The sequence below is a fragment of the Streptomyces triculaminicus genome, assembly GCF_017349075.1.
Classification (GTDB): domain Bacteria; phylum Actinomycetota; class Actinomycetes; order Streptomycetales; family Streptomycetaceae; genus Streptomyces; species Streptomyces triculaminicus.
In genome coordinates, this window is sequence record NZ_JAFMOF010000002.1 from 1,688,118 (window position 1) to 1,710,431 (window position 22,314).

Sequence of the window (22,314 nt, forward strand, 5' to 3'; positions counted from 1 at the left end):
TCGGCGCTGGGGACGTCTGATCCATGGGTGCGTGACCGGCCTGCTGTGCGTCACCCTCCCGCTCCGTCTGCAGCGGCGGCTCGCGCGTGCCGGAGCCGGAATCAGTTGCTGCCGGCAAGTTCGCCGGTGAGCCTGCCGTGGAGGTCGGCGCTCGGATCGTTCAGGCCGGTGATCTCGACGGTCTTGCCGCGCTGGGCGTACTTCGCTTCGATCGCGTCGAGGACGGCGACGGAGGAGGCGTCCCAGATGTGCGCAGCGCTCAGGTCGATGACCACCTTCTTCGGGTCGGTGGCGTACTCGAACCGGCCGACGAGGTCGTTGGAGGAGGCGAAGAACAGCTCGCCGGTGACCCGGTAGACGACCGTGCTCCCGTCGGGGTCGGTGACTGCGGTGACCTCGGCGTGGTGGGCGACGCGCTTGGCGAAGACGACCATGGCGGTGATGGAGCCGAGGACGACGCCGATGGCGAGGTTGTGGGTTGCGACGACGGCCGCGACGGTGATGACCATGACGGTGATCTCCCCGGCGGGCATCCGCTTGAGGGTCTTCGGGGCGATGGAATGCCAGTCGAAGGTCGCGAACGACACCGTGATCATGACGGCGACGAGGGCGGCCATGGGGATGTCGGAGACGACGGGGCCGAAGACGACGCACAGCACCATCAGGAAGGCGCCGGCGAGGAAGGTGGACAGGCGGGTGCGGGCACCGGAGACCTTCACGTTGATCATTGTCTGGCCGATCATGGCGCAGCCGCCTATGCCGCCGAAGAAGCCGGTGACGATGTTGGCGATGCCCTGGCCTATGGACTCGCGGGTCTTGTTGGAGGGGGTGTCGGTGATGTCGTCGACCAGCTTGGCCGTCATCAGCGACTCCATCAGACCGACCAGCGCCATGGCGAACGCGTACGGGGCGATCGTGGTGAGAGTGTCCACGGTGAACGGGACGTCGGGCAGGCCCGGCACCGGCAGGGAGGAGGGCAGCGCGCCCTTGTCGCCCACGGTCGGCACCGCGATGCCCGCCGCGACGGTGACGACGGTCAGGATCACGATCGACACCAGCGGGGCCGGGATCACGGTGGTGACCTTGGGGAAGAACACCAGCAGCGCGAGGCCGCCGGCGATGAGCGGGTAGACGGCCCAGGGGACGTTCCGCATCTCGGGGACCTGGGTCATGAAGACCAGGATCGCGAGCGCGTTGACGAAGCCGACCATGACAGAACGGGGGATGAACCGCATCAGCTTCGCCACCCCGAGCGCACCGAGGACCACTTGGAGGACGCCGGCGAGGATGACCGCGGCGATCAGGTAGCCGAGGCCGTGCTCGCGGTTGAGCGGCGCGATGACCAGGGCGACGGCGCCGGTCGCGGCGGAGATCATCGCACGACGTCCGCCGACGATCGCGATGGTCACGGCCATGGTGAAGGAGGCGAACAGGCCGAGCGCCGGATCGACCCCGGCGATGATCGAGAACGAGATCGCCTCGGGGATCAGCGCGAGCCCGCCCCGGCGGTCACGATCGCCGCGACGATGACGAGCAGGGGCGCTCCGACAGCCATGGCGGCCATGGGCAGGGCCATGGCTGTGGACACCCCGGCGGCGACCGGGCACAGCCGCCTCGGGGACCACACCATGCACAGCAGTGCGCCGAGGACCAGCCCGGCCGTCCACCCGGCGGCCATCAGCCCGTACGCGGCAGGGCCGCCCAGGTGCTCGTGGGCGTAGGCCGGGCCCAGCAGGACGTAGCCGACCAGCCACAGTGGCACGGTGACGCAGCCCTGCCCGGACCACAGCAGCAGCCACCCGTACGAGCGGAAGACGTCCCAGCCCTCGCGGAACTCCTCCCAGGCGGTGGAGCGCCCGGCATTGGCGCTGCCGACCGGCGGCGGGAGGCGCACGAGAAGAGCGGCTGCGCCGATGAAGGTCAGCGCATCGAAGGCCAGGGCGTAACCCGGATCCGTGAGCGCGATCAGTGCCCCGCCGGCGACGGGGACGACGACCTTGACCGCGTTCAGCGTGGCCTGGAGCAGAGCGGTGGCCTGCCGCAGCAGATGGGCGGGGACCAGCGCGGGAAGGGTCTTCTTCGTGGACGGTTCGAGGAACGCGCTCACCGTCCCGCTCGCCGCGGACAGACCGGCCAGGGCACCGACCGAGGCGAGGTCCATGAGCAACAGGATCGCGGCGGCGGCCTGCAGCACGGCCAGGGCAAGATTCCCGGTCAGCAGGATGTGCGCTCTGGGGTATCGGTCCGTGACGACCCCGCCTGCCAGGGCGAACCCCAGCTGCGGCAGGCTGCCGGCGGCGAGGATCCAGCCCAGGTCGGCGGCCGTGCCGCCGACCTGGAGTCCGGCGAACGCCAAGGCGACCGGCGCGCTGGCGGACCCGGCTGCGGAGAGCACCTGGGCGGTCAGGAAGGTCCGGTAGCCGCGTTCGCGCCAGGGCGCGGCGGCGGCCACGGTCCGGGCCCGCCACCCGCCCGAGACCGTGACAGTGGCGGTCACGTTTCGTCTTCGGCGCCGGCTGCCGCCTGGTAGGCGGCGGCTTGGAGGGTGAACAGTTGTGCGTACTCGCCGGGTTCGCCGCCGGCGGTCCGGCGGGACATGAGGGTGTGGTGGTCGCCCGACTCGACGATGTGCCCGTCGCGGAAGACGTAGATCATGTCGCACGCGGTCACGCTGGCCAGCCGGTGGGAGATCAGGACGGTGATGCGGTCCGGGCGGCGCGTCCCGTGCAGCACGGCCTCGTAGACGGCGTGTTCGGCGCGGGCGTCCATGCTGGCCGTCGGCTCGTCGAGCACCAGCATCGCGGCGTCCTGGTACAGGCCCCGGGCCACGGCCACCTTCGCCCAGTTCCCGCCGGACAGTTCTTGTCCGCCCTTGAAACGCTTGGACAGCGGGGTGGCCCACCGCTGCGGCAGACCGGCGATGACGCGATCGGCCCCGGACTCGGTCACCGCCGCAAGGGCCCGCCGTGGGTCGGCCTCGGTGATGGTCCCCGCGCCGATCGTGACGTTGGCCAGCGCCGACAACGGCCAGGCGACCGGGTCCTGGAGCACCATGGCGACCTGGGCCTGGATGCTCTCGGCGTCCACCTCCCGCACCTCCACGCCGTCCCAGCGGATGCTGCCTTTGCTCGGCGTGTACAGCCCGGCCAGGAGCTTGGCCATCGTCGACTTGCCGGACCCGTTCGCTCCGACGAAGGCCACCGTGGAGCCCGCCGTCAGCGTCATCGACACCCCGCGCAGCGCGTCCCGGCCGGCCTCGGGGTAGGTGTAGTGGACGTCCGTGACCGTGATGGTCTTCACCGCATCCGGAAGGCGCCGGCCCGTACGGTGCGGCTGCAGGGCGCGGCAGCGCTCCAGATGCCGCTCGAGGTCGTCGATCCACAGGGCGTGCTCGTAGATCTGGTGCATGGCCAGTACGACGTTCACCAGCGTGCCCCGACTGGAGCGGATGGCAAGGAACGCGCCGCCGCCCGCCGCCAGCGGCATCCAGCCCGCCGCCGTCATCCATCCCAGCACCGCATAGGTGGCCCCGACCGCCAGGCCGCCGACCGCCCGGCCCCACAGTGAGACATTCGCTTCCTGCCGCCCCAGGCGGGCGTCTTCCTTCTCGATCCGCCGGGCGAAGCGCTCGTGCTCCTCGAGCAGCGCCTGCTGCGCCGTGGACGCGCGTACCTCCGGTGCGGAGTCGCGGTCGAGAAGGAGCCAGGTGAACAGGCGGATGCGGCGCTGCAGGGTGCTGTAACGGCTGTGCGAGAGGAACTGCGCCCGTGCCGAGCGCACCGCCGCGTACCCCTGAGGAACCACGGAGAGCAGAAGAAGGGGCAGCAGCACAGGGTGCAGTACGGCCAGGACGCCGGCGGCCCCGATCAGACCGAGTACGGCGTGCACGAGCGCGATCAGTTGCGGTACGGCCTGGCGCATGTAGTACAGGCCACGGTCGTTCGCCTTGTTGGCCTCGTCGGCGAAGGCGGCGTCGTCCACCGCTTCCAGGCGCACGTGGCAGTTCAGCCGCAAGAACTCCTGCTCCACCGCGCGCCGGACCTTCGGAGTGAGCGCGGCCTCTCCGCGGGCGACACCGAAGTCGAGCAGGCCCTGCGCCGCCAACAGGCCGGCGACCAGCGCGAGCGAGGGAAGGGCGTGGTGGATGCGTTCGGAGGTCGCGCCCTGGGCGAAGAGCGCCGACAGCACGCGCACCGAGGCCAGCAGCCCGAACGCACTCATCAACGCCGACGCGAGCTGCAGCACGACGACCATGACCGTGGCCCGCGCGTCGGCCCGGTAGGCCAATCCGAGCACCCTACGGCTGATCGCCGGGAGCCGGCCGAGAATCCGCGCCACGCTGGTGCGGGCGGCTTCGCCGTCCCACTGCATCCAGTAGACACTGGTCAGCTCGTCGCCGACCTCCTCGCCTTCCGGTGCCGCCGCAGCCCTGGCCGGGGGCAACGGCAACTCCACGCGCCGGCGGGGGCCGGGAACCTCCTTCCGATCACCGTTCTCCGACCTGTTGATGTCGTCCGCGTCACTCATTTGTGCGTTCCCCCTCGTTTTCGTCGACGGACTCAGCCGGCTTCGGCGACTCCCACGCGAGGGCCGCCGCGCTCTGGCCGGAGCAGACGTATTGCCGGCCATCGGCGGCCGGCTCCGGCCGGTAGCTCTCCGGGCGCCCGGCACGCACCCAGCGCTCCGAGGCACCGCTGTACATGAGGTCGAGCCACTCCTCCCGGTCCTGGGGGTGCGCGCCGCCCAGCAGTTGCAGCACCACGGGCTCGGGATACCCGGCGTCGCGCCGGACGTAGGCGCGGGGCAGCAGCACCTCACGCCGCACGTTCAGCAGCGCCTCACGCAGCAGCGGGTCGGTTAAGTCCCTCTGTTCCTCCAAGCGGTGCACCATGGCCTGCCGCGCACGCGCGGCAGTCGCCTGGACCACAGCCGTGGCCGGTGAAGCGGGGGAGGGGGAGTGGCACAAAGCAGCCTCCAGCGAGGGTGTTGTGATGGTCGGCTGCCGACCGGGTCGGCGAGGGGCTATCGGGGCCATCCCATGTCCGTGTACGGCCAGCCGTTCGCCATGCCCTCCAGCGCCGCGACGGTGTACTCCACCGTCGGCTCGGGCAGAGCGTGCAACGGCCACCACCGCCACTCCACGCACCGGTCCGGCTCCATCAACTGCGGCTCGCCCTGCCACCGGTGAACGCGGAAGAACAGCTGCAACCGCGGCACGGAGTTATCGGCGTGGAGCAGGTGCACGGTGTGCACGAGCTCGAGGTCGGGCTCTGCGACCGTGATGCCGAGCTCCTCGTCGGCTTCCCGTACAGCGCAGGCTCGTACGCTCTCCCGCTCCACATGGCCCGCCGGCACATGCCAGATATTCGCCGCGAACAGTGCGTCCGGCGGTCGTAGCCCCAGCAGGACGTGGCCTCTCCTCTCGAACAACAGGTGCGCGCCAACGGTGTTCGGCAAGATCGGCACGGGCTTCCTCTCCTCTGGCTCGGGTGTGGTGTGGTGCGGTCGGCCGCGGGCGTTGCGGCGCTCCAGTGGCCTGCCCGACGCCCTGGTGGCCGCCACGTTGCGTCGAATGCATGGGCGAAGAAACCGTCAACCGTGCTCGCCTCTCCCAGTTGATCGCTGAACGGGAAGAGTTCGAATGCGGTGCGCGAAGCGGCGGCGTCGAACATGGGGGGTCGCGAGTCCTCCGTGGGTGGGCAGTCGAGGCGGACGCCCGGAACAACGCTGCTGATCAAGGGCCCGTCACGGGCGCGGCTGGGCGAAGGCTGGAACGAAGGTTCGATAGTCGTCCACGCCCCGGCGCGCGCTTGGGCTCCGGCGGTGTGGTGGCATTTTCGAATCACCCGCGCGGGGTGGCTCACCCTTTCGGGGCATTGCGCGGTTCGCGCAAACGATCGCATCTCCGCCCTCCGCCGGGCCGGCGTACTCACCGCTGATGGGCACCTCCCGGGCCGGACCGGAACAGCTGCTCGCGCCCCTCGAGCCGTGGTCCCTCAGCCCCAGCCGCGCAGCCGGTACACTCGCCGACGCCGTCGGTGATGGTCCGGGAGAACGTGGTCTGCGCCCGGCTGGTACTACAGCGCCGGGCGATGAAGTAGAGGCGGGCCATTGTCAGCGCGGACGGCCGACCTGCTGACCAGCGGGCCGGGCCTGCGGATCTGGCTGCTGCTCAACGCTCCCGGAAGCCGCCGAGGAAGCGGCGGAACACGCCGCCCTCCCGGGGCAGCGGGTCGGACGGCGGTGGAGCCGTGGGCCGCTCGCGGGCGACCGGCTGGTCGTAGTCGGCCCGGACGATCGCGTCGACGGTCCGGTCGACGTCGAAGTCCTCGGAGCCCTCGATGCACGGCACGAAGCCGACCAGGACGCCGTCCCGCATGACCTGGGCTTCCAGGCCGGCGGTGTCGTCGGTGTCCCAGACCGCCTCACGGCCGTCGCGCAGGACTACGCGCACGCCGATCTGGTAGACGCCCTCGCGGGCCAGGTGGGCATCCGTGCCCCGCTGCCGCAACACGTCCACGACTCGAAGCGCTCGCTTCTCGTCCATGCGGCCACGATAAAACGCCGAGGGCGCTCGCGCACCGAAGTTCATCCCAGCCGACCCGGTCTGGACCGTCGACGTGAAGCCCGCCGGCGACTCCAGGCGTCTGCGCAGGACGCCCTCGCTGCCGGCAGCCGCCCACCGCTCCCCCCACTTTGCGTTCCGCGGATCTGGACGACACGGTGGCCGCCGTCGTGACCGCTGGCGTGCGGGCGGCGCAAGGCCTTCTGTGCCAGGTCAGCGACTGCACGACGTGCGCCGCCAGCCGGGCGGGCGACGACGCCGCCGCCGACCAGAAACGGCTATGGCGAGAACAAGCACCTGGTGATCCCCGGCTGGCCGTAATCGTTGCCGCGCCGGAGACTGGACGGATCTCCTGGACCGCGATCCTCGACGCCGTCCGGCTTCAGTCGGGCGCCGACGTCGCGGCGGTGACCATCACGCAGATCCGCGAAGTCGTCGAGCGGCTGACCATCGCCGGGCAGTGGGAGATCGGGGATCCGGACGTCCTGGTCGTGATCCACGCCGGCTACGACGCCCCGTGGCCGGCCCATCTCCCGGCCGACCTGCCGGTCGAGATCCTCGGCCGGACACGCTCGGACTGCCCCATAAGGAAACCTTGGGGAGGGTCTTGGATTTCCTTGAATTGCTTTGAGTGTTGTGCTCCTGCAAAATCTGCACATCGGCAGCGGATGGCGGAGGGGTGACGATGAAAATAATCGGGCTGATAGGGGGGATGAGTTGGGAATCGACGGCAGAGTACTACCGACTGCTCAACGAGTTCACACGCCACCGGCTTGGTGGTCTGCACTCCGCCCGGTGCGTGCTTTACTCGGTGGATTTCGCGGAGATCGAGCAGTTGCAGGTGCAGGGGCGCTGGGAGGAAGCCGGGGAAATTCTGGCCGCCGCCGCTCGTTCTCTGGAAAAGGCCGGCGCCGACATGGTGCTGATCTGCACCAACACGATGCACAAGGTCGCGGGCCAGGTGGAGGCGGCAGTGGGGGTTCCGTTGTTGCACCTTGCAGATGCCACAGTGGATGCGGTGCGGGCTGCGGGGATTCGTAAGGTCGGCCTGCTCGGGACCGCGTTCACCATGGAGCAGGATTTCTACCGTGCACGCCTGGAGGCGGGCGGGCTGGATGTGTGTGTCCCAGATGCCGAAGGACGCGCTCTTGTGCACCGGGTGATCTACGAAGAGCTGTGCCTCGGTATCGTGAAGGGCGAATCACGTGAGGAATATCAGCGCGTTATCGGGGGTCTCGTCGAGGCGGGTGCAGAGGGCGTCATCCTGGGCTGCACCGAAATCGAGCTTCTCGTCGGGCCGCAGGACAGCCCCGTGCCGGTCTTCCCCACTACACGGCTGCACGCTGAGGCGGCCATTAACGCGGCCCTGGTGGGGATATCGCCGAGGTGAGCCCCAAAAGGGACCTGCCGACTCCGCGGCACGTCCACTCCTTCGGCGCCTCCCTGCCCTACGCGGTCCTCGGCGGTTGCCGGCATGGCCTGCCTGCCCGCGGCCACGGCCGTGCACAGCATCTACGGCATCTACGGCGCCGCCGAGGTCCTGCCGGTCAGCACAGGACCGTGACGACATCACGGCCCCGGCTATGTGTCGGCCGGCTGCGGCCGGTCGGGTGAGTGGATGCCCAGACGTCCGTGGATCAGCCGGGCGAAGTGGTTCAGGCTGCCGCCGGCGCCGATGAGTTCGCTGGGGGGAATGTGGATGTCGAAGTATTCGCGGACATGGAGGATGAACTCGGCTCCCATGAGGGAGTCCAGGCCGAACTCCTCCACCCGACGCTCCCGGTCCAGTTCGGACGCTTCCGTGTGCAGCACGGTGGCGAGGTGGCGGGCCAGGACGTCGGCGATAGTGCGCACGGCCTCCTCAGGGGTCAGTGCGGCCAGGGAACGCAGCAGTTCCTCGCGGCTGTCGTCCATGTCCGCGACGTCGGTGGGGACGAGCCCGGAGTAGCGAGGGGTCGCGAGGGCCGGCAGGAGGCGGCGGGCTCGGGCCCAGCGGTAGCGGCCGATGCCCGCGACGTCGGTGTCCGAGGCGAGGAGGCCGTCGGCGGCGGTGAACGCCTCGGCCGGGGCGAGCGGGTCGAAGCCGAGGCCGGTCATGGTGGCCCCCAGGTCGTTGCGGGCGACGTATCCGGTTTCGGCGATCGGGCCCCACGCGATCGCCGTGGCGGTACGCCCTGCGTGACGCCGGGCCCGTGCCAGGGCTTCCAGGTAGGCGTTGCCGGCCACGTACGGTGCCTGGGCGAGGTTGCCGGTGGCCGCGGTGACCGACGAGTACAGGAGGAAGAGGTCGAGGTCACGGTCGGCGGTGAGCCGGTCGAGGACGGTGGCGCCGGCGGCCTTGGGGGCGAGGACGGCGGCGAATCGGTCGTCGGTGAGGTCGGCCAGCGGCGCGTCGTCCAGGTGCATGGCGCAGTGGACCACTCCGCGCAGCCGGTGTCCGGTGGCGTCGACGGCGGCGATCACGCGGCGTACGGCCGCCTCGTCGGTGACGTCGGCGGCGTAGGCCGTGGCCTGTACCCCGCGGCGGGCGAGCCGTTGCCGTACGGCGGCTCCTTCGGGTGCCTCGTCGCCGCGGCGGCTGAGCAGGGCCAGGTGGCGGGCGCCGCGGTCCGCGAGCCAGTCGGCGGTGGCTGCCCCGAAGCCGCCCAGTCCACCCGTGATCAGGTAGGTGCCTTCCGCGTCGAGCACCGGTACGCCGCGGGCCGGCTCGACGGGCACCGGCTCGTCCAGCTGGTCGAGGGACACGACGACCTTGCCCGTGTGACGCGAATGCTGGAGCAGCCGGAAGGCCTCCTCGACACGAGCGGCCGGATAGACGATGTGCGGCAATGGACGGTACTGGCCGTCGGCCACCCGCTCCGCGATCTCCTGCGACAGACGGGGGCCTCGCACCGAGTCGAGCACGACGCTGTCGAGGTTGAACCCCAGGAAGGTGAGGCTGCGCTGGAAGGGGCGTAGCAGCAGGGGGTTGTTGAGGAAGATGTCCCGCTTGCCGAGTTCGATGAAGCGGCCGTTGGGGCGCAGGAGGTCGAGGCTCTGGCCGATGGCCTCGCCGCGGAGGGAGTTGACGACGATGTCGACGCCCTTGCCCTCGGTCAGCTCGCGAACGCGTGGGGCGAAGTCGAGGGTGCGGGAGTTCAGGACGTGCTCGGCGCCCAGGGTGAGCAGCAGGTCGCGTTTGGCCTCGGTGCCCGCTGTGGCGATGACGCGCAGGCCCAGGTGCCGGGCGCACTGGACGACGGCGAGGCCGACGGCTCCGGCGCCCCCGTGCACCAGCACGGTCTCGCCGGGGAACGGCCGGGCTTCCTGGACGAGGGTGTGATGGGCGGTCAGGAAGGCCACCGGGAAGGTCGCCGCCTCCGCACAGGTCATGCCGTCGAGGACGGGGCAGGCGGTGTAGGCGAGCATGAGGGCATGGGAGGCGAGCGCCGCGGCCATCAGCCCGGCCACCCGGTCGCCGACCGCGAAGCCCATGACTCCGGGGCCGACGGCGCTGACGATGCCCGCTCCGTCGGTGCCCAGCCCACGGCTGAGCGGTGTGCCCTCGACGGATTCCGGTGGCAGCAGTCCGTTGGCGCGCATGGGGTCGCGATAGTTCAGTGCGACCGCTCGCAGCTCGACCAGGAGCTCGCCGGGGCCGGGACGGAGCGGCTCGGTCTCCCGCCACACGAGCCGCCGGGAGAAGCCGGGCGACCTGACGTCGAGGGTGAAGGACGAGCGGGAGGGCAGGGGAGTGGGCTCCTCGGCCAGGTGCTGGGTCTGGCGCGGGACGAACCGGCCGCCCTTGGTGAGCACGACCTCGTCCTCGGCGGTGGCCACCAGCAGTTCGTGGGCCAGGCGACGGGCGTCGGTCACCTGATCACCGGTGCGCTCCAGGGAGATCCGTCGCATGTGCAGCTCGGGTTGTTCGTTGGCCAGGGTGCGGGCGGCGCCCCAGACCGCCGCGTCGGCGGGGTGGGCGGGGCGCTCGGGTGCCGGGAAGAGGCCGCTGGGGCGGGTGACCAGCCACAGCCGGGGCCGCTGTCCTGCGACCGCTCGGCGCGGGTGGCGGCCAGGGCCCGTAGGACGGCGGCGGTGCGCGTCGTCCGGGAGACCACCGCTGCCGGATCGTCCGGACCGTCGGGCTCACCCAGCAGCAGGACGACTGCGGTGGCCCCGTCGGGCAACGCGGCGGCCCACGCGGCGGGGTCGTCGGTGGCGGCCATCGTGGCGGCGCCGCCCAGCAGGCCGGAGAGCGCATGCGCGGTCGGGGTCTCGCCGGGGGTCTCCGTGGCGATGACCCAGGCGGCGCCCGGGGCCGGTGCGGATGGGTCGGGTTCGGGCGTCGCGTCGTCCGGGAGACGGTCCGCGGCGGCCAGAAGGACGCAGTGGTCGTCCGTGTCCGTCTGTACGGTGCCGCTGAATCCGCATTCCTGCAGGAGCGGCGCCCACCGGTCCCGGGGCAGTAGCACGGTGTCCGGGCGCAGGGCACGGTCGCGGCGCTGCCAGAACGCCTCCGTGTCACCGTGAAGGAGCCCCAGCCGCCGTGCGTGGTGCGATTCGACGGCGAGCAGGTGGCCTCCGGGGGCGAGCAGGGTGTGGACGCGGCGCAGGACCTCGGCCAGGTCGGCGGCACTGTGCAGGGCGTCGTCGGCGACGATCAGATCGAACGTACCCCGGAGGAAACCCTGGTCGACGGGATCGGTGTCCAGGTCGAGGGCGCGGTGCTCGACGAAGTCGTAGGCGGCAAGGCGTGGTCCGCCCCCGGTGGCGGCGGTCTCCTCGGTGTCGGTGCGGGTGTAGCGGGTACGGTCCGCCGGCAGGAGCGGGAGCAGGGCCACGGTCAGGGCCTGGGTCCTCGCGCCGAGTTGCAGCACCCGCAGGGGGCGGTCCGCGGGCCAGTGGCGGACGAGCTCGCCGACCAGGGTCTGCGCGACGCGGTGGGCGAAGCGACGCGCCGGCGCGGCTTCGTGGAGCTGCTCGGCGGTGGTGTCTCCCGCCTCGAGGGGTTCCGGCGCTTGCGCGGCGTCGCGCAGCAGGGCCGGCAGGCGCCGCAGATGTGCGTTGAGGGGGGTCGTCTCGGCGACGAACGCCGGATGGTCCTCCACGAGGCTCCTCAGCAGCTCCTCGTGGCGCGGTTCGCCGCCGGTCAGCTGCCATCGGTCCGCACCGGCCGGGCGGGCCAGCCCGTAGCGGGCCACCAGCGGGAGCATGAGCCGCACCAGCCTCCGGTGCCGGGGCTGGAGTCCGCCGGCCATCAGGTCGGACAGGCCGAAGGAGGCGCTCGGGTCGGCGACGAGGCCGGCCAGGGAGCGGGCCCAGCAGTGGGCTGCCACCTCGTCGAGGGCTGCCGTGAAGCGGTCGTATCCGGTCTCCTCCAGCGCGTCGCGCAGCCGGCTGATCCGCTCGTGGACGGCACCGAGCAGCTCGGCGGGCGGGGGCAGCGGCGAGGGCGCGGCCGGCAGGGCCGGGTCCGGGGCGGCGCGCAGGACCGTGTGCTGAACGGTCAGGGGAGTGTGGTTCATGTTGTAGCGCCGGGTACGGATGCCGTCGATCTCCGCGGTGACGGTGCCGTCCTCGTCGGCATAGGTGACGTCCCAGCACAGCTCGGTCTCGGTGCGGCTGCGCCGGCGCAGGTGCATGATTCCGGTGGCCGAGGGGCTGCGCCATACCTTCACCGAGTCGAACACGGAGGGCAGGTAGGCCTGGCCGGCGCGAATGTAGTGCTCCACCAGCGCGACGGTGGCCTGGAAGGGGCCGTCCAGCAGGACGGGGTGGACCGTGTACTGCTCGGCCGGGTTCTCATGCCGGTAGGAGGCGAACAATTCTCCGTCCCCGACACGCAAGTCGTGCAACAGCTGGAAGGCGGGGCCGACGCGGAGGCCGAGGCTGTGGCACATCTGGTAGAAGTCGGAACGGCCTATCGTGCGGGGGCACCGCGCCCGGATCGCTTCGGCGTCGATCGGTGCGGAGGCCGTCCCGAGCAGGGTACGGACCTGCGCGCGTACGATCGGCTGACACGGGGCCCCACGGCCTTCGCTGCTGCCGATGGTCAGCGTGCCGTCCTCCTGCGTGACGGCCGTCTGCAGGCGGAGGGTACCGGGATCGGGCCAGCCGATCGGCAGCGGACGGGAGATGCCCAGATACCGCACCTCCACCGGACGGTTCAGCGCCAGCCGCCCGGCGGACACCGCCATCTCGACGTACGCGGCGGCGGGCATCAGCACCGAACCGCCGAGCTTGTGATCACCGAGCCAGGGCACCAGCTGGGGTTCGACCGCGCCCTCCCACAACGCGTGGGGTCCCGGGAGCCGTTCGCCCAGCAGGGGGTGTTCGAGGTGACCGGTGCCGCTGGTGCGCAGGTGGAGGTCCTGCGGAGTGCCGATCCAGTGCCGCTCATGTTGCCAGGGGTAGGCGGGGAGGTCGGCCACCCGGCCCGGGGAGGGGAAGTGCGACCGCCAGTCGACGCGGGAGCCGGCGGCCAGCAGGGCGGCGACGGCGGCGGCCGTCTCCCGGGGGCCCTCGCCGTCACGGTGGAGGGTGGGAACGTAGGTGGCGCCGGTGCGCCGCAGATAGGGGCGCAGCACCGGATGCGGGCCGATCTCGACGACGATGTCGGCGTGGTCGGCGAGGAGGCGGGCGACGGCGTGGCGGAAGCGGACCGGTTCACGGACGTTGCGCCACCAGTAGTCGGCGGTCAGTTCCTCGCCGGCCAGCTCGGCGCCGGTGACGGTGGAGAGGAAGGGGACGCGGGTGGCGGCGGGTTCGAGTCGGGACAGCGCGGTGTTCAGCGGGTGCTCGAGGGGGTCCATGGCGCGGCTGTGGAAGGCGTAGTCGAGACCGAGGTCGCGGAAGAAGACGTCCCGGGCCGTCAACCGGGCGCCCAGCGCTTCCAGCGCCTCCGCATCGCCGGCGACCGTGACGCTCCGGTCGCCGTTGATGCCGGCGATCTCCAGGGCGTCGCCGTAGGCCGCCAGTTCCTTCCGGGCCTCCTGCTCGGACAGTTCGACGGCGGCCATCCGGCCGGTGCCCGCGGTGGTGCCCTGGGTGCGGCTGCGTTCGGCGATCACCTTGGCGGCCTGTTCGAGGGTCAGCGCCCCGGCGGCATGGGCCGCGGCCACTTCGCCGACGCTGTGCCCGATGACGGCCGCCGGGTGCAGCCCGTTGGCCGCGAGCAGGGCGACCAGGCCCACCTGGACGGCGAAGAGGGCGGGTTGGGTGGTCTCGGTGCGCTGCCAGTGGGCCGGCTGCGGGTGGGCCAGCTCCTTGGCCACCGACCAGCCCAGGTGCGGCATCAGTGCGGCATCGGCCTGCTGGACGGCGTCGCGGAAGGCCGGTTCGCCGGCCAGGAGGTCGGCGGCCATGCCCGGCCACTGGGAGCCGTTGCCCGAGAAGACGTACGCCACCGTGTCCCGCTCGGCCTTGCGGACCATGGCGCCGTGGGAGGGCGCGTCCGCGAGGACCCTTTCGAGCCGGTCGGCTGCTTCACCGGGGCCGTCGGCCAGGACGGCCACGCGGTGCGTATGGGCACTGCGGCGCCGGGTGGTGGTGTGGGCCAGGTCGTAGAACTCCCCGGGCGCCGCCTCCCGCAGTCGTTCCACGACGCGCGCGGCCAGCTCCCGCAGCGCCTTCGCCGAGCGGGCGGAGACGACGACGGGGAGTGTGCCGCCGCTGCGGTCCTCCGGGGGTGCCGGCGCCGGTGGACGGGTGAGGACGACGTGGCCGTTGGCACCGCCGAACCCGAAGGAGTTCACCCCCACCGCCGCCCTGGCCCGGTGCGGGAGCTCGACGGGTTCGACCGTGGGGGCCAGGCCGAGGCCGGCGAAGTCGATGTCCGGGTTGAGCGTTTGGGCGTGCAGTGTGGCCGGGGCCCTGCCGTGCCGCAGCACCAGCACCGCCTTGAACAGGCCGGCCATCCCCGAGGCCGGTTCCAGATGCCCCAGGTTGGACTTCACGGAACCGATCGGAAGGGGCCCCACCGTCCGGTGCCGGCCCAGTGCTCGTCCGATCGCGCGTGCTTCGGCCGGGTCCCCCACGGCGGTTCCGGTGCCGTGTGCCTCGAAGTACACCAGGTCGTCGGGGCCTACCCCGGCCCGCTCGTAGACGGCACGCAGCAGCGTTTCCTGGGCCTGGGCGTTGGGCACGGACATGCCGTGCGTACGGCCGTCGCAGTTGCTGCCGGTGCCGGGGATCAGCGCGTGGATCCGGTCTCCGTCGGCCAGCGCGTCGGCCAGCCGCTTGAGGACGATGACGCCTCCGCCCTCCGCGCGGACGAAACCGTCGGCATCGGCGGAGAAGGCCGCGCACCGCCCGCGCGGCGAGAGGAGGGCCGCTTGCGAGAAGCCGGAGAACGAATAGGGGTTGTCCAGCACGTTGATGCCGCCGACCAGGGCGGTGCGGCCCTCGCCCTCCAGCAGCGCGCGGCAGGCCCGGTCGAGGGCGACCAGTGTGGAGGAGCAGGCGGTGTCGATCGCCATGCTCGGTCCGCGCAGGTCGAAGCAGTACGACATCCGGTTCGCCGCGATGGACAGGCTGGAGCCGCTCATCGTGTAGGGGTTGGCGTATTCCTCCACCGTGCCCTGGACCGTCCCGTAGAACGGGTCGGAGATGCCGACGAAGACGCAGGTGTCCGACCCGGCCAGCGACTCGGCGGGGATCCCGGCGTCGTCCAGCGCCTCCGCGGACATCTCCAACAGGAGCCGCTGTTGCGGGTCCATGGCTGCGGCCTCCTTCGGGGCGATCCCGAAGTAGGCCGCGTCGAAGCCCGTCACGTCGTCGAGGAAGCCACCGGCCGCCGTATAGCTCCGGCAGGGCCGTAGGGCGCCGGCATCCACGAACCGGGTCTTGTCGATCCGGTCCGCCGGCATCTCGCCGACCGCGTCCCTGCCTTCGCACAAGGCCGCCCACAGCTCGTCGAGGTCGCGGATTCCCCCGGGGAGCCGGCAGGCCGCGCCCACCACGGCCACCGCGCGGTCGTCATGTTGTTTCATCCTCAGCCCCCCGTCGGATGCTTGCCCATGGCCGGTCCGCGTACCTGACTCATATGCCTGCCCGGCTGCGGAACGGCTCAGTGAAAGACAACCCGTTCGAGGTAACTCGCGTTGCATTTACGCAAGTTCAGCTGAAAAACGACTACTGTGAGCTGGTGTCGTCTCCTCGCCGAGCTCGACTGGTGTCGACCGCCGTGCACCTGCCTCCTCGCTACCGAACGATGGAACAGGTCAGGGCAGGCATCGCCAGGGCCAAGAGTCCCTTCGTGCCCCCGCCCGGGCTGCTGGAGAACATCACCGGCGTACGCGGCGTGCACGTGAAGTCCGAGGACGAGCAGGCGTCCGACCTAGCGGTGGCCGCCGCCGTCAAGGCGCTGGACATCGCGGCAACGGGAATCGGCGACGTGGACCTCCTGCTGTTCGCCTCGAGCGCTCAGGACCTCGTCGAACCGGCCACCGCCCACATCGTGGCCGCCAAACTCGGCGCCCTCTGCCCGGTGTTCGACGTCAAGAACGCCTGCAACAGCGTGCTCAACGCCATCGAGACAGCGTCGGCGTTCATCGAGACCGGCCGGTACGGCACCATTCTGATCGCCTGCGGGGAGACAGCGACGCTCACCACGCGCTGGCACGTGCCCGACTACGAAACCTTCATGCGCCACCTCCCCGGCTACACCGTCTCCGACGCCGGTGCGGCCCTCCTCTTGACCGCCGGCCCGGCGGGCCCGGACGACCCCGGGGTGCTCCGCACGGTCTTCGCGGCCGACTCCTCCTCCTGGGACGCGTGCACCGTCGCGGCGGGCGGCTCGATGCACCCGCGTTCCACGGACGACGACCACGTCTGCCTCCGGCTCAACGAGAACGAGCTGAACCAGTCCGGCCGCCGCACGATCCAACTCGCTCTGGGCCACGCCCCCGAGGAGGTGGCACTCGTGCGCAGCAGCGCCTTCGTGGCCGTCCACCAGATCTCCATGCCGCAGTTCCATGAGGCCTGCGCCGCGCTCGACCTGCCGGCGAGCCGACTCCAGGTCACGGTGGACAAATACGGCAACGCGGCCTCCGCGTCCCTCCCTCTACAACTCTCCCTGGCCCAGCAGGCCGACCGCGTCATGCCGGGAGACGTCGTCGCCCTCATCGGCCTGGCCAGCGGATTCAGCATGGGTCTCGTGCTGATCCGGCTGTGAGCCGCGCGGGGGAGCGGGGGAGCGGCCGCTGCAGGCGACGGCGCGTCGACGGGATGGTCGCCGGGGTCACTCCCAGGTGGCGAGAGCCTCGCTGCGGCGCGTCCACTTCACGGTCGACGGATCCATGGTCTCCTTGGTCGCGAGGAAGACGGCACAGCCTTCGACGCTCTGTCCCTCGGAGGCTTCCTTGTACGCGGTGTGACTCGCACTCTGGCACCGGTCGAAGCGGCGGGTGACCAGCGGGTTGGACGGATCCCCTGTGGGGTCGAAGGATGTGAGGACCAGCAGCTCCGTCAGCCGCTTGCCGCCCTTGGACACCTCGAAGTGCGAGGACTCGTCGTTGTCGTTTCCCTCGGCGGTTTTCGTGAGTTTGTAGTGGAGGTAGTACGGCGTCTTCCCGGAGTACTTCGACGCGTCCTTGAGCCCGGAGAGATCGGCGTTGCTGCCCTTCTCCACCCGTACGACGGTCACGCCGACGGTGCCGGACCTGTCCCCGGCGACCGTCGCTGTCCCGCCGAACTTCAGCGACTGGCCAGAGCTGGAACACCCGGCCAGGGCGAGTATCCCGACAGCAGCGGCACCGACAGCCCGGCGTTTCATTGCTTCCCCCAGCACGAAGATCCTTGGACTGGGGGAGCCTACCCCTTTACCGGACACGGCCACGGCCAGGACCACGGCCACGGCCAGGGCCACCGACTCCGAGCCGAGGCGACGCCGGTGTTGTCGGCAACCAGCCCGGGTGGGAGACTCCTGGCACCTGACCGGAGATTTTCGCCGACGTCTCCAGCAGGCGGCCGCAACACTTGCGACGCTCGGACCCCTTCCTCTGCACCTACCGGATGCCGTTCGGGCTCTCCACCAGTTTCCCGTCAGAAACCGGAGAAGCTCATGTCCATACGACGTAGGTTGTTCGCCTTCGCCCCCGCGGTGTTGGCGATGCCGGCCCTCTGCTTAGCCGCCGGTGCACCTGCGCAGGCCGCAGGTTTCAGCCCGATCAACGTCTGGAATTCGAGCCACTGTCTCGACAACGCCACCGAAAATGCCACGAAGCTCCAGATGTGGTCATGCGGCAGCGGCTCCGAGCAGAAGTGGCTCGACGGGTTCAACACCCAGACTCGCCTGTTCACCTTCACCAATGCACGCACAGGACGATGCATCACCGCACCGGCTTCGGGATCGGGAACGGTCACGATGGCGTTCTGCGACGCGGCCGCGACCACCCAGCAGTGGCGCGTCTTCTTCGCGGACAACCCCAACGGGCCGCCCTCGGGCTGGTACGACGTTTGGCAGAACGCGTCGAGCGGGCCATGCCTGTCGACGCCCAGCGTGCGAAACGGCACCCTCGTGCAAACGACACCGTGCGATCCGCCTGATCAGTACGACCGGTGGCACAAGCAGTAGGACTGTGTCCTACGGACGGGGCAACGCCCACCTCATCACGTAGGACACGGTCCAAGGCCGAGCTCACATGGGGAGCGACAGCAGGCGTACTTCTCCGGCAGGACATTCCGCGTTCTCGTGCAGGGGCGTCCACATGGTGCGCAGGGGCATGACCACGGAGCCGGAGGGCTGTTCGACGCGGATGTCGCCGTCGAGCGCCTGCCAGCCGAGGCGCTGGTAGAGGGGGACGAGCGGAGGTCGGCAGAAGAGTATCGCGTGACGGGGGCCCATCGTCCGCGCGTGGTCGAGTGCGGCCGTCATGACGTGCCGTGCCAGGCCCCGGCCCCGTACGTCCGGTGCGACGGCCACGCCGCCGACGCCGACGACGTCCGTGATGTTCTCGCCGATGGACACGGGCAGCCGCAGTAGGCCGGCGTGCGCCACGAGACGTCCGTCGTGCTGTATGCCGAAGTGCTCTTCCTTCGGCAGCCAGATCAGGCCGGTGTCGGCGACGCCGAACGGGTCGCTGCCGTCACCGAGGATTTCCTGCAGATCCGTGGTCGTGTACCGGGCGAGGCGGACGACGGCTGGTGCCGGCCCATCGGAGGAGTGATCAGTCGTCATCTGTCTATGATCCTCGACCGGCTGTGCATTGTGCCCAGGTAGGTGGGGGGCGCGGGCTCGGCGTCATCCGGCAGGACGCCGGGTCGGCCACCGGGTGGCACGGCCGCAGGTGGTGGGGGAGTTCGGGACGTGAGCAACCTGACGGCGCTCAGCGGTTGTTGGGAACTGACGAGTTGCCCCGGAGCGTTGGCAGGTCATGGTGATGATGGCGGGCCTGCTGTTCATGACAGTGCTGGTGATCGTGCCGTTCACGTTCGCCTCTGTCCGGTACGTGGTCCTGCGGTCGGGGCGTCCCTCGTGGCTGCGCCGCCGACTGGCTGCGCGCTCGCCACGGAGTGGCGTCGGTTTGGGAGCAACGGTGACCGAGGAACTGCACGCGTTCATGAATGCCAACAAGCGTGTGCAGATAGAGCAACGGCACGTGGAACTGGTACTGCGGGACGATGTGCAGGGTGCCGCGCCACCGCGCATGGGTATCGACCTGGACGCAGGTACAGCAGTGATCCGGCGGCGCGGATAGCGGTCGGCTTTACGAGGTGAGCCGACGGCATCCGATGAGTGCTGCGGCTATACCGAACAAGGCCAGGTAGTGCTTCGGTTTGCGTTCGTCGAACGCTTCCGTCCCGGTTGGTCATCCGATGTCGGCTGTCCCGTTTCGACCCTGGACGACTTGTCGGCCGAGCTTCGATCCGATGGGCCTCAGGCCGGATTCTCGTGAGGTCTGGTGAGGTGCCGACCGCCTGGTAAGAGCTTGGGCACCGTCTGCTTGGTCGACGGCATCACCTGCCGGAGACAAGCTCGGCCAGATGGTGCAGCGAGTTGGTGAGATGCTCAGGGCCGAACGGCGGGAACTGGATGTACTCCCGGATGGACTGCGGCACCGCCGACCAGTCGTAGGTGAGCATGACCTCGGTCTCGGACGGACCGAGCGGCGCAAGGTCGTAACGCCAGGCCCAGCCGCCGAACTCCAGGTGACCGTCCTCCTTCTCCTGTCCCGTCAGCCAGCCGATGGCGCGTGGTGGATCGAGCACCTGGACCTGGTTGGCCACCTGGTAGTCACCGTTCGGATGATTGGGGTGGTACATGTCCATCCGGAAGACCTGCCCCACCTCGGTCAGCGGCGCCCTGTCGACAGCTTCCTGAACCCAGCCGGTGCCATCGATCGCAGCATGGGCCGTCGGGTCCGCCAGCACCGTGAACACCCTCGTGGCGGGTGCGGAGACAGTCAGGGTGGCGCTCACCTTCTCCTGGTCCACGGTGTGCACGCTCCTTGTCATCTCAGCTCGGGGCGGAATCCGCACCTGTGCCACCAATCGCGGGCTTGTACAGATGCAAGTTTCGACCGCCGGGGAGGCGGTCTCACTCATACGCACCCCGCGACACACCACTGCGACCAGACCGTGACCAGCAACGTCGCCCGGCATACCCGCGCTTTTGGCGACACGGCCTGGCGGGCCTCGGACCGGGCTCGGGTGCTGGCGGGGCGGTAGGAGTCGGTGCCGGTGTGTCGGATCGGTGAAGCCTTCAGCGGACGGCGATGGCCTGGACCGGGTGCGTCGTCACTCTCTGTCGGGGCTTCGGGCGCCGGTGATGGCCACTGACCCGCACGGGGTCGGTGGCTGTCAACGTGCCCAGCACACCGGGCAAGATCTCGCAGTGTGCTGGGCCTGGCTCGGAATCCGGGGAATCGGACATGACGCTCCCTTGAGCCCAGCCAGCTGAACATGGGGTGAGGCACCGCGAGCAGCGCCCACAACCCCATGCAACATGACTCAAACCAGCTCGGCTTGCGGTTCCGGTCGCCGCGCCGGTGCGGCCTTCGGTGCCGCCTCCGACTCCCACAGTTTGGTGGTCCGTACGTAGCCGTAGATCACCGAGGTCAACGCCAGAATGAGAAGTGGCCCGAACACCCACGGATGCTTGGCCATCTCCATCGGCAGATAGCGGTACGCCACCAGGAGCGCAGCGAAGACTGTTGTGCCGTAGGTGACCAGCTGGATTCCAGACCGATCCCAGCCACGGTCGAACGCTCGCAGAGCCGCCTCGGTCGTGAGCGAGAACACCACACCGGCGACGAGGTCCACGCCGTAGTGGTAGCCGAAGCCCAGCGTTGCGCTGAGCGTGGCGATCAGCCAGAACGTCCCCGCGTATCGCAGGATCCGTCGGCCCTTGCGGGAATGGATGAAGATCGCGGTAGCCCACGCTGTGTGCAGGCTGGGCATGCAGTTGCGAGGGGTGATCGCGTCGTAGGGCACAGGGTGCGGGGTAGCGATCGGGGGCGGCGTGTGCGGCCACAGGTTGGCCACCGCCCACTCCACGCCGCCGGTGCCGGAGGTGCCCGGGCCGTAGGCGAAGATCGGTCCGACCACCGGGAAGATCATGTAGATGGCCGGCCCGAGGAGGCCGATCACCAGAAAGGTGCGCACCAGGTGATGGCGCGGGAAGTGGCGCTCGGCCGCCACGTTGCGCAGCTGGTAAATAGCGACGGCGACCGCGGCCACCGCAAGCTGCGCGTAGACGAGGTCGAGAATATGGGTGGCGATCGGGCCGGTGGATTTGAGAATCCGGCCTGCCAGCCACGAGGGGTTGCCCAGCGCGTGGTCGGCGGTTGCCACGTACGGGTCGAGCACCGTCGGGCGGGTCTTCGACGTGATGAGCAGCCAGGAATCACCGATCTTGCGGCCGGCCACCAGCAGCAGGCCCAGCCCGACGCCCTTGAGCAGCAGGACGCGTTCCTCGCCGGTGCGGCGCGTGACCGCGATGCCCGCACAGCCCAGCATCACCCACAACGCGCCGTTGCCGAAGAAGTGGTCGTCGGGCACCTTGGCGTCGATCGCCCACCGCACCAGCACGAAGACGATGTCGATGCCGATCGCGGCGCCGGCTGCGATGAACCGTTGCCGCCAGGTGAGCACCACCATCATCAACGCCAGACCGCCGTACAGCGGCCCCGGTTTGGGGGCGAAGATCACCTCTCTCACCAGGGTGGCCGCCGGCCCCGGCACGCCGCCGTAGCGACGCGCGGCGATCTCCATCGCGACGAGGAGGACGAGGGTCGCCAGACCCACCGCGGCCCACAGGATCGCTCGTGGTCGACGCCACGCGGCGAACTTGATTCTGCAGCTTATTCGCGAAAACACCCGCATACTATAGGCATCAATTATTTGACCGATTTGTTGGGTGTTGGCTGAGAAGGTCGTTCGTCGTGCCGGATGGCGTGGTCTTCGGGCTCTCGCCACCCGGCGGGCATCGAGGGCGCCCGCCATGGCGCCGAAACCTCTCAGCGGCTGGGTCGGCACCGCCGGGACCTTGAACGCACCATGTCCTGACCCGCCGGCTGCCGCCGTCTCTTGGCGAAGATGTCCCAGTTCCTCTCGAAGAGAGGCGTCGGGCTGCCCTCGACGGCGCGCACTGAACTCGTACGTAATGTCGTCGTCGAACACCTCGTCCGGCATGGCGTGATGCGTGCTCATCGCAGCCAGGGAGGCGGTGCTCGGGACGTGTCATCCCGTCAGGGTGGAGCCGGATGGAACTGGGCAGGCCCGCCCTCGCCTCGACCTCGAAGAGATTGTGCACCGAAAAGAGACGCAAA

At 70.1% G+C, this 22,314-nt stretch carries 17 protein-coding genes; 5 read left to right on the forward strand and 12 right to left on the reverse strand.

Features of this window, described 5'->3' with window-relative positions:
• Positions 1–101: 101 nt before the first annotated feature.
• From J1792_RS17795 to J1792_RS17815, 6 genes are all read right to left on the reverse strand, one after another.
• Positions 102–1,490, reverse strand: coding sequence for a SulP family inorganic anion transporter (locus tag J1792_RS17795; RefSeq protein ID WP_086573006.1), 1,389 nt, complete (start codon positions 1,488–1,490; stop codon positions 102–104).
• Entirely contained in the window at positions 1,487–2,497 is a 1,011-nt protein-coding gene (locus J1792_RS34220; protein ID WP_086573000.1) for an MFS transporter, read from the reverse strand. Before J1792_RS34220 ends, J1792_RS17795 begins: the two co-directional genes overlap by 4 nt.
• The gene (locus tag J1792_RS17800) at positions 2,494–4,527 is read right to left on the reverse strand and encodes an ABC transporter ATP-binding protein (protein WP_207247675.1); all 2,034 of its coding nucleotides are present in this window, start codon (positions 4,525–4,527) and stop codon (positions 2,494–2,496) included. The genes J1792_RS34220 and J1792_RS17800 overlap by 4 nt, the downstream gene beginning before the upstream one ends.
• The gene (locus J1792_RS17805) at positions 4,520–4,879 is read right to left on the reverse strand and encodes a hypothetical protein (RefSeq protein ID WP_143587777.1); all 360 of its coding nucleotides are present in this window, start codon (positions 4,877–4,879) and stop codon (positions 4,520–4,522) included. Before J1792_RS17805 ends, J1792_RS17800 begins: the two co-directional genes overlap by 8 nt.
• A 143-nt stretch (positions 4,880–5,022) precedes the next feature.
• Entirely contained in the window at positions 5,023–5,466 is a 444-nt protein-coding gene (locus J1792_RS17810) for an NUDIX hydrolase (protein WP_207247676.1), read from the reverse strand.
• A 706-nt stretch (positions 5,467–6,172) separates the two neighbouring features.
• Positions 6,173–6,547, reverse strand: coding sequence for a hypothetical protein (locus J1792_RS17815; protein WP_207247677.1), 375 nt, complete (start codon positions 6,545–6,547; stop codon positions 6,173–6,175).
• A gap of 176 nt (positions 6,548–6,723) precedes the next feature.
• Here J1792_RS17815 and J1792_RS17820 point away from each other — a divergent pair, with 176 nt between their 5' ends.
• Positions 6,724–7,248 (forward strand): hypothetical protein, encoded by a 525-nt coding sequence (locus J1792_RS17820; RefSeq protein ID WP_086575417.1) that lies wholly within the window; start codon positions 6,724–6,726, stop codon positions 7,246–7,248.
• Between the two features lie 2 nt (positions 7,249–7,250).
• Entirely contained in the window at positions 7,251–7,955 is a 705-nt protein-coding gene (locus J1792_RS17825) for an aspartate/glutamate racemase family protein (protein ID WP_086575415.1), read from the forward strand.
• 191 nt (positions 7,956–8,146) lie between these two features.
• Here the strand turns inward: J1792_RS17825 and J1792_RS34225 are convergent, their stop codons facing one another.
• Positions 8,147–10,456 (reverse strand): type I polyketide synthase, encoded by a 2,310-nt coding sequence (locus J1792_RS34225; RefSeq protein WP_242645959.1) that lies wholly within the window; start codon positions 10,454–10,456, stop codon positions 8,147–8,149.
• Positions 10,417–15,534 carry a type I polyketide synthase gene (locus tag J1792_RS34230; protein WP_278186291.1) on the reverse strand — a complete coding sequence of 1,706 codons (5,118 nt, stop codon included), beginning with the start codon at positions 15,532–15,534 and terminating at the stop codon, positions 10,417–10,419. The genes J1792_RS34225 and J1792_RS34230 overlap by 40 nt, the downstream gene beginning before the upstream one ends.
• 266 nt (positions 15,535–15,800) lie before the next feature.
• Here J1792_RS34230 and J1792_RS17835 point away from each other — a divergent pair, with 266 nt between their 5' ends.
• On the forward strand, positions 15,801–16,718 hold the full coding sequence (locus tag J1792_RS17835; protein WP_242705164.1) for a 3-oxoacyl-ACP synthase III family protein: 918 nt from the start codon (positions 15,801–15,803) through the stop codon (positions 16,716–16,718).
• Between the two features lie 66 nt (positions 16,719–16,784).
• On the opposite strand, the gene J1792_RS17840 is transcribed toward J1792_RS17835, so the two are convergent.
• The gene (locus J1792_RS17840) at positions 16,785–17,318 is read right to left on the reverse strand and encodes a hypothetical protein (protein ID WP_143587676.1); all 534 of its coding nucleotides are present in this window, start codon (positions 17,316–17,318) and stop codon (positions 16,785–16,787) included.
• A gap of 456 nt (positions 17,319–17,774) precedes the next feature.
• Here J1792_RS17840 and J1792_RS17845 point away from each other — a divergent pair, with 456 nt between their 5' ends.
• Positions 17,775–18,119 (forward strand): RICIN domain-containing protein, encoded by a 345-nt coding sequence (locus J1792_RS17845; protein WP_242646269.1) that lies wholly within the window; start codon positions 17,775–17,777, stop codon positions 18,117–18,119.
• A 63-nt stretch (positions 18,120–18,182) separates the two neighbouring features.
• On the opposite strand, the gene J1792_RS17850 is transcribed toward J1792_RS17845, so the two are convergent.
• Entirely contained in the window at positions 18,183–18,722 is a 540-nt protein-coding gene (locus J1792_RS17850; RefSeq protein ID WP_086570537.1) for a GNAT family N-acetyltransferase, read from the reverse strand.
• A 196-nt stretch (positions 18,723–18,918) separates the two neighbouring features.
• On the opposite strand from J1792_RS17850, the gene J1792_RS17855 reads away from it, so the two are divergent.
• The gene (locus J1792_RS17855; RefSeq protein ID WP_086570535.1) at positions 18,919–19,242 is read left to right on the forward strand and encodes a DUF6191 domain-containing protein; all 324 of its coding nucleotides are present in this window, start codon (positions 18,919–18,921) and stop codon (positions 19,240–19,242) included.
• Positions 19,243–19,501: 259 nt separating this feature from the next.
• Here J1792_RS17855 and J1792_RS17860 read toward each other — a convergent pair whose 3' ends face one another.
• Both J1792_RS17860 and J1792_RS17865 read right to left on the reverse strand, forming a co-directional pair.
• Positions 19,502–19,978, reverse strand: coding sequence for an SRPBCC family protein (locus J1792_RS17860; protein ID WP_207247678.1), 477 nt, complete (start codon positions 19,976–19,978; stop codon positions 19,502–19,504).
• 516 nt (positions 19,979–20,494) lie between these two features.
• Positions 20,495–21,868, reverse strand: coding sequence for a phosphatase PAP2 family protein (locus J1792_RS17865; RefSeq protein ID WP_086570531.1), 1,374 nt, complete (start codon positions 21,866–21,868; stop codon positions 20,495–20,497).
• Positions 21,869–22,314: the final 446 nt, after the last annotated feature.

Bases quoted from the DNA above. Each gene is read 5' to 3' on its own strand.
- J1792_RS17800 (WP_207247675.1), bottom strand. From the start codon at position 4,527: ATGAGTGACGCGGACGACATCAACAGGTCGGAGAACGGTGATCGGAAG.
- J1792_RS17865 (WP_086570531.1), bottom strand. From the start codon at position 21,868: ATGCGGGTGTTTTCGCGAATAAGCTGCAGAATCAAGTTCGCCGCGTGG.
- J1792_RS17850 (WP_086570537.1), bottom strand. From the start codon at position 18,722: ATGACGACTGATCACTCCTCCGATGGGCCGGCACCAGCCGTCGTCCGC.
- J1792_RS17840 (WP_143587676.1), bottom strand. From the start codon at position 17,318: ATGAAACGCCGGGCTGTCGGTGCCGCTGCTGTCGGGATACTCGCCCTG.
- J1792_RS17815 (WP_207247677.1), bottom strand. From the start codon at position 6,547: ATGGACGAGAAGCGAGCGCTTCGAGTCGTGGACGTGTTGCGGCAGCGG.
- J1792_RS17825 (WP_086575415.1), top strand. From the start codon at position 7,251: ATGAAAATAATCGGGCTGATAGGGGGGATGAGTTGGGAATCGACGGCA.
- J1792_RS34225 (WP_242645959.1), bottom strand. From the start codon at position 10,456: ATGCGACGGATCTCCCTGGAGCGCACCGGTGATCAGGTGACCGACGCC.
- J1792_RS34230 (WP_278186291.1), bottom strand. From the start codon at position 15,534: ATGAAACAACATGACGACCGCGCGGTGGCCGTGGTGGGCGCGGCCTGC.
- J1792_RS17845 (WP_242646269.1), top strand. From the start codon at position 17,775: ATGTGGTCATGCGGCAGCGGCTCCGAGCAGAAGTGGCTCGACGGGTTC.
- J1792_RS17855 (WP_086570535.1), top strand. From the start codon at position 18,919: ATGGTGATGATGGCGGGCCTGCTGTTCATGACAGTGCTGGTGATCGTG.